Below are 10,022 nucleotides of genomic sequence, written 5' to 3'. Positions count from 1 at the left end.
GGGGCCGCCCGCCGGGTTCCGGCGCGTCCTGCGGGCGATTTCGGCCGCATTTAACGAACAATCAACGCAGGTTCTTCATGACTCCGCCGGAGCCGCCGGGGCGGGGCTTTCGCCGCCGGAGAGCTGCTGCGGGCTGTCCGAGTTCTTGTTCATGTAGGCGATCAGGGCCGCGCGTTCGTCGGCGCTCTTGATGCCCGCGAAGGCCATCGTGGTGCCGGGGATGTAGCCCTTCGGGTTCTCGAGCCACTTGTCGAGCGAGGCGATGTCCCAGTTCCCGCCCGACTTCTTCATCGGCTCCGAATAAGCGAAGCCGTCCTGATGGGCGTGCTTGGCGCCGACGATGCCGTAGAGGTTCGGGCCCGCCTTGGCCGGCTCGCCCTTGCCGAAGGAGTGGCAGGCGGAGCAGCGCTTGGCGACCTGCTGGCCCTTCGCCGGATCGGCCGCCGCGACCTTGGCGTCGAGGTCGCCCGCGCCGGTCGCCTTGGCGACCGCCTTGTCGGATCCTTCCGCGCCGGCCTGATCGCCGGGCGCCTTCTGGCCGCCGGCCGCGTTGTCGTCCGGCTTGCTGCCGGAATCCTTCGGCAGCGCCTGCGGGCTGTCCGAGTTCTTGTTCATATAGGCCACGAGGTCGGCCCGCTCCTGCGGGCTCTTGATGCCCGCGAAGGCCATCGTGGTGCCGGGGATGTAGCCCTTGGGGTTCTCGAGCCACTTGTTCAGCGAATCGAAGTCCCAGTTCCCGCCCGACTTCTTCATCGGGTCCGAATAGGCGAAGCCTTCCTCGTGGGCGTGCTTGGCGCCGACGACGCCGTAGAGGTTCGGCCCCATCTTGGGCGCCTCGCCCTTGCCGAAGGAGTGGCAGGCGCCGCAGCGCTTCGCGACCTGTTCGCCCTTCACCGGGTCGGCGGAGGCCAGCAGGGCGTGGAAGTCGGCGCCCCCAGCGCCCGCCGCAGCGGCGGCGTCGCCGCTCTTCTCGTCCTTCACAGCCACTTCGTAGCCGGGCTTCTCGGGCTTCTCCTCATGGAAGAGCCCATGGGCTATCGCATTCACGCCCAGAATGACGGTCAGCGTCCCCAGAATCGCGCCTGCGATTTTGTTCAGTTCATACGCGTTCATATCGGCTCCGGCTTATCGGTCTCCGGACAAAGCCCCCGCTGCTCCGCGCGGTTAGGCTTCCTCCAAAAAGGCTGATCGACATAGTCAAACCGCAGGGCTTTCCCCAAAGGCGCGCGACGCTAGCCGCTTTTGCCGAACGCTCGCAACTCGGCTATGACCGCGGCGCTTTAAACCTTGGCGCCATGACGGTCCGGACGGGCGCGGCCGGGCCCTCCGGAGTGCATTCCCGATGCCCAGCCTGCGCGGGCCGTTGCGGCCTCTCGTGCTGATTCCTGCGCGGCTTGGGGCGACCCGGCTGCCGAACAAGCCGCTGGCGGAGATCGCCGGGGAGCCGATGATCGCGCATGTCTGGCGGCGGGCGAGCGAGGCCGGGGTCGGGCCGGTGGTGGTGGCGACCGATTCGCCGGAGGTCGCCGAGGCCGTCTCCCGCGTCGGCGGCCAGGCCGTGCTGACCCGCGCCGACCACGCCTCGGGCTCCGACCGCATCCACGAGGCGCTGACGGCGATCGACCCGGACCGCGACTTCAACCTCGTGGTCAACGTGCAGGGCGACCTGCCGACGCTCGACCCCGAGGCGATCCGCAGGAGCCTCGTCCCGCTCGAGGAGCCGGAGGTCGAGGTCGCCACGCTGGTCGCCGAGATCCGCCGCGAGGAGGAGAAGAGCGCCCCGAGCGTGGTCAAGATGGTGGGGGCGGAGATCGCGCCCGGCCGCTTCCGCTGCCTGTATTTCACGCGCGCGACCGCGCCCGCCGGGCCCGGCGCGCTCTATCACCACATCGGCCTCTACTGTTACCGGCGCGAGGCGCTGGAGCGCTTCGTGCGGCTGCCGCCGTCGCCGCTCGAACAGCGTGAGAAGCTCGAGCAGCTGCGGGCGCTCGAGGCCGGCATGCGCATCGACGCGGTCGCGGTGGACGTCGTTCCGCTCGGCGTCGACACGCCCGAAGACCTCGAACGGGCGCGCGAGATCATGGCGGGAGCGCTGACGGCATAGGCCGGAGAAGCGGAAGGTGAGGGGAGGGGTCGCCGAGCATCGCGAAGGGATTGAAGCGCTGACGTCTCCAGCTGATAGTGGAAGCTAGGTCGCCTCCAACGCCTCAGGGGATGCTCATGCTGCTGGACCCCCACGATCTGCGCGATCCGGTCGGCCGCGTCTGCGAAGCGGTCGCCGCGCTGGTCGGCATTTTCCTCATCGCGATCGGTCTCGACCTTGCGGTCCAGCTCGCCGAGATGTGGCTCAGCTGGGCCGCCGGCGAAGACCATCCGGGGGGTCTCTACCGCGCGCGGGGCGCCACGGCCGAGCTCACGTAGCGACGGCGGGCGGCTCATCCGCCGTCGCTTGTGAGGACCGCCGTGGCGTCAGGCGGCCTGCTTGAGCGACTTCATGTCGATCACGAAGCGGTATTTCACGTCGCTCTTCAGCATGCGCTCATAGGCCTTCTCGATGTCCTGGATCGGGATGAGCTCGATGTCGGACGTGATGCCGTGCTGGCCGCAGAAGTCGAGCATCTCCTGCGTCTCGGCGATGCCGCCGATCAGCGATCCGGCGAAGTTGCGCCGCGCGAAGATCAGGCTGAACACCGCGACCGCGAGCGGCTCTTCCGGCGCGCCGACCTGACAGAGGGTCCCGTCGCGCTTCAGCAACGCGATGTATTCGTTGATGTCGTGGTCGGCGGCGACGCAATCGAGGATGAAGTCGAAGCTCGACGCGTGCGCGCCCATCTGCTCCTTGTCCTTCGAGATGACGACGTCATTGGCGCCGAGCCTCTTGGCGTCCTCGACCTTTCCCGGAGAGGTCGTGAACAGCACGACATGGGCCCCCATAGCGTGGGCCAGCTTCACGGCCATATGGCCCAGGCCGCCGAGACCCACGATCCCGACCTTCATCCCCGGACCGACTTTCCAGCGCCGGAGCGGCGAGTAGGTGGTGATGCCCGCGCACAGCAGGGGAGCGGCCGCCGCGAGGTCGAGGTTTTCGGGCAGACTCAGCACGAAGTCCTGATCGCAGACGATCGCCTCCGAATAGCCGCCGTAAGTGTTCTCGCCGGTCTTCTTGTCGACGCCGTTGTAGGTCGCGACGAACATGTTCTCGCAATACTGCTCAAGTCCCTCCCGGCAACTCGCGCAGGTGCGGCAACTGTCCACCATGCAGCCGATGGCCGCGTTCTGGCCGACCTTGAAGCGCGTGACGTCCGAGCCGACCTCAACGACCTTGCCGACGATCTCGTGGCCCGGAACGCACGGATAGACGGTGTTATGCCACTCGTCGCGAACCTGATGCAGGTCCGAATGGCAGACGCCGCAATAGGCGATCTCGATCTTGACGTCGGTGGGACCGACGTCGCGCCGGGAAAAGTCGAACGGCTGGAGCGGCTTGTCGGCGGCGTCGGCGGCGTATCCCGTGCAGGCGAACATGTCAGATCCCTCCATGTCGTGTGACCGCCCAGCGGCGCGAGGCGTGGTGGGAGCATTATAGGGCGGCCGGCCTCGTCTGCTGTTCCGCCAATGCTGAGCGAAGCGCGCGACCTCGTCCCGGATGTGACGCGGCCGCGCCTTCAGGCTCGGGCGGTTCCCAGCGCCTTCGATGTCCATTGGCGGCGGTCGATGGTCTCGGGGCGCTAGCGGGCTGTCGCGAGAAGCGTCGCCCGGCGGTCTGGAGCGGCGAAGGCGGCGACCGCCATGGCGACCGCGGCGTTCGCTTCGGCGGGCAGGGCTTCATCCGTGATCTCGCCCGCGACCCAAAACGACAGGCAGCCGCGGAATACGAGGGCGACGTGGTCCGGAAGGCGTTCGACGGCGCTCGTCCGCAGAGCGGGATCGAGCCCTTCGCCGTCCCCCAGAGCGAGAGCCCAAAGCGCTCGGGAGCGCGCCCGAACGTCTCCGGGCTCCACGGTCCATCCGCCGAGCGCCGCCAGCATCGCCCTGTTCAGCACAGGCTCCTCGAGCAGGAGGCCGACGGCGACGGCCACGGCCTGGAGGAGGCGTTCGATCGCGTCGCCGCCAAGGGGGCGGTCGCGCACCCGCTCGGTCATCTGCTCGATCCGCGTGACCGACAGGGCGTGCGCGATCGCGGCCTTGCTTCCGAAGAGGTTGAACGGCGTGGCGAAGCTTACTCCCGCCTCGGCCGCGAGTTCCCGCATCGAGAACGACGACGAGGGGTCCGCCCGCATCAGCCGCTCGGCGGCCGCGAGAACTTTCGCCCGGGACGCCAGGGTCCGCGCCTGCACGCGGGGCGCGTCAGCCATTCGCCATCACCATGGCTCCATCCGTTGCGGAAATATATCATGATATAAATGTCTCGCCAACGCGCACAGCGCGACGAGCCATTCTCGAGGAATTTTCCTATGTCCAATGAAAGCAAGACCTTCCTGATCACCGGGGTCAGCTCCGGCCTCGGCCAGGCGTTCGCGACCGCCGCGCTGCGAGCCGGCCACCGCGTCGCCGGCACCGTGCGCAACAGCGAGGCCGGGCAGGCCTTCGAGGCGCTCGCGCCGGGACGCACGCGCGCCATTCAGCTCGACATGTCTGATTTCGACGCCATGCCGGCGGCGGTCGCCGACGCCGAGGGCGCGCTCGGGCCGATCGACGTGCTGGTCAACAACGCCGGCTATGGCCACGAAGGCGCCCTGGAGGAATCCCCGATCGACGAGCTTCGCCGGCAGTTCGACGTCAACGTCTTCGGCCCGGTCGCGCTGATCAAGGCGGTTCTGCCCGGCATGCGGAGCCGGCGTCGCGGGCGGATCGTCAACGTCACCTCCATGGGCGCCTTCATCACCATGCCGGGCATCAGCTTCTACTGCGGCAGCAAGTTCGCGCTCGACGGCATCTCGGAGACGCTGGGCAAGGAGGTCGCGCCGTTCAACGTGCATGTCACCTCTCTAGCGCCTGGCCAGTTCCGCACGGACTGGGCCGGCCGCTCGATGCAGCGCACGCCGCGCAGCATCCCCGATTATGACGCGGTGATGGATCCGGTGCGCGCCGCCAGGCAAGCGAAGAGCGGAAACCAGCCGGGCGATCCCGCCAAGGCGGGCGAGGCTTTGCTCAAGCTCGTAGAGTCCGACGCCCCGCCCGTTCGGCTGTTCCTAGGCGAGGACGCGCTCGCGCTCGTCGCAGGCGAGATGGACCATATGAAGAAGGAGATCGCCGATTGGACGCCTCTCTCGCTCTCGACGAGTTTCGTCTGACGCTGCGAACTGCAGCCGGCCAGGCTCTCGTCCGGGGCCGACAGGCTTCAGGGCGTCACCACGCGCTGGCCGCGCCGTAAGGGTGCTCGAACTGGAGCGCGACCAGCCGCGCGGTCGGCTCTCCATAGGCAGCCCGGATCGGCTCGAAGGTCGACGCCATCGGGCCGGAGTTCGGAACCGGAACTTCGCGGTCCAGTCGCGACGGCGGCGACGGGCTGGGGTGAAGCATCAGACCGCGCCGCGAGATGACCGTGGCCGGGCCGACCGCCCAGGCGGTGGAGAGATAGGTCCTCGACCACGCGTCGAGGACCGCGCCTAGCGCCAGCTCGTCCACGCCGTCGGCGAGCGGGGCGGCGACCGCCTCGTGCCGCCAGAAGGACAGCCTGTTCCTCACCGTCAAGGCTGCGGCCGCGAGCGTCAGGCGGAAGTCGCCGCCGTCGTGGCGCTGGTCCGGCGGCGGAAGAGCGAGCCGGCTCGCGGTCGCGCGCATAACCTCTTCGCCCGCGAGCTCCCGCAGCAGCTGAAGCGTGGCGGGCTCCGAGGCGCTGATCCCTGCGGTCGTGGTGATCGGCCCATCGGAGATCCACCGGACATCCCGGCGCCAACGCACGGCCGGATGTTTTCGGGCAAGTTCATCACGGCTGTACCAGTGGACGACGGCCTCGCGCCCGTCGAGCAGGCCGGCGGCCGCCAGAACTCTGGCGCCGTTGCAGATCGACATGATCCGGGCGCCGTCCCGGAGCCTGGCCCGCAGCCAGTCGAAGCGCGCGGGGTCATCCTCGACGGTCATCGCGGGGACGATCACGACGTCGGGCCGGCGCGCCTCGAGCGCTTCGAAAGTCATCTGAGGCGTCGCCCAGGCCATGCCCGGCGTGAGCCGGATCTTCTCGGGCGTCGGGGCGACGATTTTGACCTCGACGGCGCCGCTCTCGGCGAGGATCGCAAAGGGCGTGAGCAGGTCGGCCGCCTCGGCGCCCCGCGCGTCGCCGAGGATCGCGACGAAGGGTTTCGCGGCGGCGCTCGCGGCGAACAGAAGGCTCGCGGTCAGAAGTGCGATCAGAGCGCCGGTCACGTCGCAGCATCCGTCTCGTCAGCCGGGAGCCAGCCTAGTCCTGCGCCGCCGCGTCAGGAAGAGGCCTGACCAGACGGCGGGCTCGGAGGCGTGGGCCGGCGTCGCCCGGGCTCTTGAGCCCTCGCTCTCAACAGACTGTCCCGGACATCCCGGCCTCGCCTATGATCGACCGGTCATGCGGATCGCGGTCGTTTCGGACGTGCACGGCAACCTTCCGGCTCTTCGCGCTGTCATGGACGACATCGCGCAGTTCGCGCCGGACCATGTGGTCAATCTCGGAGACTGCGCGTCCGGACCTCTCTGGCCGGCCGAAACCGTCGATCTTCTTCGGGAACTCGGCTGGGCGACCGTCCGGGGCAATCACGACCGGCTGGTCGGGATGTCAGCGGACGGCGTCGGCCTGGGGCGGTCCGACCGATGGACCCGGGATCGCCTCGACGCCGAACAGCGCGCCTGGCTCGCGGCGCTGCCGCCGGCGCTGCGGCTGGGGGAGATCCTGTGCGTTCACGGCCGCTACGACCGCGACGAGGCGTTTCTCATGCATGAGGTTCGCGAAGGGCGCGTCGTGGCTCTGGACCGTGAGACTGTCGCCGAACGTCTCCGGATCGCGGCCGTCGGGATCACGCTGTGCGGGCATAGCCACACGGCCGGCGAATGCGTCACGGCCGATGGCGCGGCCGCGATCAACCCGGGCAGCGTCGGCTGGCCGGCCTATCGCAACGAGGCGCCCGCTTATGTCTGTGAGGCTGGTTCGCCTCACGCCCGCTACGCTGTGCTCGACGTCCAGGCCGGCCGCGTCCGCACGGCTTTCCGGACCATCGAATACGATTGGACCGCCGCCGCCGCGCAGGCCGAGCGGAACGGACGGCCGGACTGGGGTCATGCGTTGCGGACAGGCCTTGCTCCGCCCGCCGCGCTCAGGCCGCGATGAGCCTGAAGGCCGAGCCTGAGAAGACGCTTCATCGCCGGAGTGAAGATGCGGGCGCTCTTGCGAGGATGCCCTGCGGAAGTCCCCGCTAGGACGCCTCGCTCTCGGCGGCGGCGCGGTACGCCGCGACGACTGACCGGAGTTCCTCGACCGTTTCGTCCTGGCGCGCTTTGGAAGCCTCTCTCTTGATCACCGTCTGGCGCAGGGCCTCGATCGTCTCGGCGGCGTCGAAAAGCAGCCTTCTGAAATCCTCTGACCGGAGGTCGTCCGGGATGACGGCGGCTGCGCGCAGCACTGTTACGATGTCGGGCTTGTTGCTCACGTGCGCGGCGCCTTGCTTTTGATCCAACGCGTTCGGCGGGACGCGAGAAGTCCGCCGTCCAGATCGTAGTTTACCACGATCGCCCGCTGCCGCGGCAGCCATGCCGCGGGTCAGGTTTCGCGAAGCGAAATCGCCGGCTGCGGAAGGATTCGCAGCCGATCATCCCCGTTCCTGGGCGGATGGGTGAGCCGGCACAGTCGCTGCGCTGTAAATCGACGGTCGCGCGCCGCTGGCGGCTCGACTTGCTTGCAGCATAGCAGGAGCGCGGCGGCGAGACTTATCTGAGTGTCTATGCCATCTGCGATATGTTTGCGGGTGGATCCGGGTCTCAGACTGTCTGGGCGGGATATTATCCTTGGCTGTCGACTTCAAGAAGGCTCGAGCGTGCTTCAAGTCTGAGTATAGTCCTAGACCGTGCGCGAGGGCTGGAGACCGAAACCTACGTATAGGCGGGGCACGCCTGGGTCCTATTATTCTTGGGGCGGCGGCGTCTTACGTGTCTGCCGGGGACGCCGTTCGCGGGCGTCGATCATAGGAAGCACCTCAAGTGACCCAGGCCTATGTGAACCGGATCGCAAGCGCCACGCCGCCCAATGACGTGCACGGCGCCTTCGTTGATTTTGCGGAGCGCCAGCTGGAGGGGACCCGCGAGAGCCGCCTGTTTCAGCGCATGGCGTCCCGCGCTCAGATCGAGCACCGATGGTCCTTTCTCTCGGCCGACGCCCGTTACGAGAACGGCGCGCTGGACCGCGACGACTTCTATGTGGTCGGCCGTTTCCCGACCACCGCCGCTCGCATGAAGCGGTTCGAGATGGACGCTCCGCGCCTGGCCGCCGAGGCGGTGGAGCGCCTCGACCTGGGGCCTGACGCCAAGTCCCTGACCCACCTGATCGTCGTTTCCTGCACCGGGCTTTCCGCGCCCGGGGTCGATTTCGATCTGATCGCGCGGTTCGGCCTCAACACCTCGATCGAACGATCCTCCATCGGATTCATGGGATGTTACGCCGCGATCAACGGGCTGAAGCTGGCGCGCCACATCGTGCGCTCGGAGCCCAAGTCGAAGGTTCTGCTCGTCTGCCTCGAACTCTGCACCCTGCATCTGAACGAAAGTCCGAGCCTTGAGCAGTTGTTGTCGTTCCTTGTATTCGGCGACGGCTGTGCGGCCGCGCTTGTCACCGCCGAGCCCAGGGGGGTGTCGCTCGACAGCTTCCATGCCGTGATGGCGCCTGGCACCACCGAGGAGATCCGCTGGAACATCCGCGACCTCGGCTTCGACATGTTTCTTTCAGGCAAGGTCCCGGCGGAGCTCGGCCATACCTTGAAGGCCAGCATCGAGAGCATCCTGGTCGGTCGGCCGGTCGACGAAATCGACCTTTGGGCGGTGCATCCGGGCGGCCGCTCTGTGCTGGACGCCGTCGAAACGGGCCTGGGCCTGGGCGGCGAAGCGCTGTCCGCCTCCCGCGAAGTGCTGCGCGCCAACGGCAACATGTCGTCGGCGACGATTCTGTTCGTGCTGGAAGAGATTATGCGCGACGCAGACGCCGACCGGCTCGGCTGCGCGCTCGCCTTCGGGCCCGGCCTGGTGGCCGAAACGATGATGTTCCGGACAATCGGACGATGAAGCCCTTCGACCGCACGCGGCGGTCCGATGCGGCGGAGCTCATGGACGCGGACGATGTCGACTACGACACGTTCCGCGGGTGCCTTTCGGATCTCGCGGCCGTCAACCGGCTGTCGCTCGGCTACCGGCCGACGCTCGAGTTCCTGAGCGGACTGGCCCGGGACGGAAGATGGCCCAGGGATCGCGCCCTCCGCGTGATCGACGTCGGCTGCGGCTACGGCGACACGCTCCGCGCGATCTCGCATTGGGCGACGAAACGCGGCCTCGCGATCGATCTCACGGGGGTCGACCGTAACCCCTGGTCCGCACGCGCCGCCGCGGAGGCGACCCCGCAGGGCATGAAGATCGCGTGGCGCACCGCGGACATCTTCGACTATCGCCCCGACGACAGCGTGGACGTGATCGTCAGCGCGCTGTTCACCCATCACCTCGACGATGCGGCGCTTCTGCGCTTCCTGGTCTGGATGGAGGGCGCCGCAGCGGTTGGCTGGTTCATCAACGATCTCCACCGTCATCAGCTCGCCTTCTCGGGCTTCAAGGCGGCCTCCAGGGCGCTGCGGCTTCACCCTTTCGTCCAGCACGACGGACCGGTGTCGTTCGCGCGCAGCTTTGTTCCGGCCGACTGGCGCCGCATGCTCGCAGAAGCCGGCGTGCAGCCCGACGCGGCCCGGATCAGCCGGCGGTTCCCGTTCCGGCTCTGCGTTGACCGGACGAAGCCGGCATGACCGCGCGCCATGACGTGGCGGTCCGTTCGTTCAGCTTCGCGAAAATCATTGCAAACGTTT

General features: G+C 68.1%; 11 protein-coding genes. 6 read left to right on the top strand and 5 right to left on the bottom strand.

Going from position 1 to position 10,022, the window contains the following annotated elements; translation table 11 throughout:
• Window positions 1–75 precede the first annotated feature (75 nt).
• Window positions 76–1,113 carry a c-type cytochrome gene (locus tag ACIKT0_RS07885; RefSeq protein ID WP_407104809.1) on the bottom strand — a complete coding sequence of 346 codons (1,038 nt, stop codon included), beginning with the start codon at window positions 1,111–1,113 and terminating at the stop codon, window positions 76–78.
• A 229-nt stretch (window positions 1,114–1,342) separates the two neighbouring features.
• Between ACIKT0_RS07885 and ACIKT0_RS07880 the strand changes: the two genes are divergently transcribed.
• Both ACIKT0_RS07880 and ACIKT0_RS07875 read left to right on the top strand, forming a co-directional pair.
• Complete coding sequence (locus tag ACIKT0_RS07880; protein ID WP_407104808.1) at window positions 1,343–2,104, top strand: 3-deoxy-manno-octulosonate cytidylyltransferase; 762 nt, start codon at window positions 1,343–1,345, stop codon at window positions 2,102–2,104.
• Between the two features lie 116 nt (window positions 2,105–2,220).
• Window positions 2,221–2,421 carry a hypothetical protein gene (locus ACIKT0_RS07875; RefSeq protein WP_407104807.1) on the top strand — a complete coding sequence of 67 codons (201 nt, stop codon included), beginning with the start codon at window positions 2,221–2,223 and terminating at the stop codon, window positions 2,419–2,421.
• 48 nt (window positions 2,422–2,469) lie between these two features.
• On the opposite strand, the gene ACIKT0_RS07870 is transcribed toward ACIKT0_RS07875, so the two are convergent.
• Together ACIKT0_RS07870 and ACIKT0_RS07865 are read right to left on the bottom strand one after the other, a co-directional pair.
• A complete protein-coding gene (locus ACIKT0_RS07870; protein WP_407104806.1) occupies window positions 2,470–3,525 on the bottom strand; it encodes an NAD(P)-dependent alcohol dehydrogenase in 1,056 nt (351 codons plus the stop codon).
• A 203-nt stretch (window positions 3,526–3,728) separates the two neighbouring features.
• Window positions 3,729–4,355 (bottom strand): TetR/AcrR family transcriptional regulator, encoded by a 627-nt coding sequence (locus ACIKT0_RS07865; RefSeq protein ID WP_407104804.1) that lies wholly within the window; start codon window positions 4,353–4,355, stop codon window positions 3,729–3,731.
• Between the two features lie 99 nt (window positions 4,356–4,454).
• Here ACIKT0_RS07865 and ACIKT0_RS07860 point away from each other — a divergent pair, with 99 nt between their 5' ends.
• Entirely contained in the window at window positions 4,455–5,294 is an 840-nt protein-coding gene (locus ACIKT0_RS07860; RefSeq protein ID WP_407104803.1) for an oxidoreductase, read from the top strand.
• Window positions 5,295–5,349: 55 nt separating this feature from the next.
• On the opposite strand, the gene ACIKT0_RS07855 is transcribed toward ACIKT0_RS07860, so the two are convergent.
• A complete protein-coding gene (locus ACIKT0_RS07855) occupies window positions 5,350–6,366 on the bottom strand; it encodes a DJ-1/PfpI family protein (RefSeq protein ID WP_407104802.1) in 1,017 nt (338 codons plus the stop codon).
• 175 nt (window positions 6,367–6,541) lie between these two features.
• On the opposite strand from ACIKT0_RS07855, the gene ACIKT0_RS07850 reads away from it, so the two are divergent.
• Complete coding sequence (locus ACIKT0_RS07850; protein WP_407104801.1) at window positions 6,542–7,297, top strand: metallophosphoesterase family protein; 756 nt, start codon at window positions 6,542–6,544, stop codon at window positions 7,295–7,297.
• Between the two features lie 85 nt (window positions 7,298–7,382).
• Here ACIKT0_RS07850 and ACIKT0_RS07845 read toward each other — a convergent pair whose 3' ends face one another.
• On the bottom strand, window positions 7,383–7,616 hold the full coding sequence (locus tag ACIKT0_RS07845) for a hypothetical protein (RefSeq protein ID WP_407104800.1): 234 nt from the start codon (window positions 7,614–7,616) through the stop codon (window positions 7,383–7,385).
• Between the two features lie 547 nt (window positions 7,617–8,163).
• On the opposite strand from ACIKT0_RS07845, the gene ACIKT0_RS07840 reads away from it, so the two are divergent.
• Both ACIKT0_RS07840 and ACIKT0_RS07835 read left to right on the top strand, forming a co-directional pair.
• Entirely contained in the window at window positions 8,164–9,237 is a 1,074-nt protein-coding gene (locus ACIKT0_RS07840; protein ID WP_407104799.1) for a type III polyketide synthase, read from the top strand.
• Window positions 9,234–9,962 (top strand): methyltransferase domain-containing protein, encoded by a 729-nt coding sequence (locus tag ACIKT0_RS07835; protein ID WP_407104798.1) that lies wholly within the window; start codon window positions 9,234–9,236, stop codon window positions 9,960–9,962. Before ACIKT0_RS07840 ends, ACIKT0_RS07835 begins: the two co-directional genes overlap by 4 nt.
• Window positions 9,963–10,022: the final 60 nt, after the last annotated feature.

This window comes from Hansschlegelia beijingensis (genome assembly GCF_045505405.1).
GTDB lineage: Bacteria > Pseudomonadota > Alphaproteobacteria > Rhizobiales > Methylopilaceae > Methylopila > Methylopila beijingensis_A.
The sequence above is the reverse complement of the archived record's forward strand: the minus strand, read 5'-3'. Positions and strand labels throughout refer to the sequence as shown.

What these genes read in the sequence shown, in the direction of transcription:
- ACIKT0_RS07885 (WP_407104809.1), bottom strand. Translation starts at nt 1,113, where the DNA reads ATGAACGCGTATGAACTGAACAAAATCGCAGGCGCGATTCTGGGGACG.
- ACIKT0_RS07880 (WP_407104808.1), top strand. Translation starts at nt 1,343, where the DNA reads ATGCCCAGCCTGCGCGGGCCGTTGCGGCCTCTCGTGCTGATTCCTGCG.
- ACIKT0_RS07875 (WP_407104807.1), top strand. Translation starts at nt 2,221, where the DNA reads ATGCTGCTGGACCCCCACGATCTGCGCGATCCGGTCGGCCGCGTCTGC.
- ACIKT0_RS07870 (WP_407104806.1), bottom strand. Translation starts at nt 3,525, where the DNA reads ATGTTCGCCTGCACGGGATACGCCGCCGACGCCGCCGACAAGCCGCTC.
- ACIKT0_RS07865 (WP_407104804.1), bottom strand. Translation starts at nt 4,355, where the DNA reads ATGGCTGACGCGCCCCGCGTGCAGGCGCGGACCCTGGCGTCCCGGGCG.
- ACIKT0_RS07860 (WP_407104803.1), top strand. Translation starts at nt 4,455, where the DNA reads ATGTCCAATGAAAGCAAGACCTTCCTGATCACCGGGGTCAGCTCCGGC.
- ACIKT0_RS07850 (WP_407104801.1), top strand. Translation starts at nt 6,542, where the DNA reads ATGCGGATCGCGGTCGTTTCGGACGTGCACGGCAACCTTCCGGCTCTT.
- ACIKT0_RS07835 (WP_407104798.1), top strand. Translation starts at nt 9,234, where the DNA reads ATGAAGCCCTTCGACCGCACGCGGCGGTCCGATGCGGCGGAGCTCATG.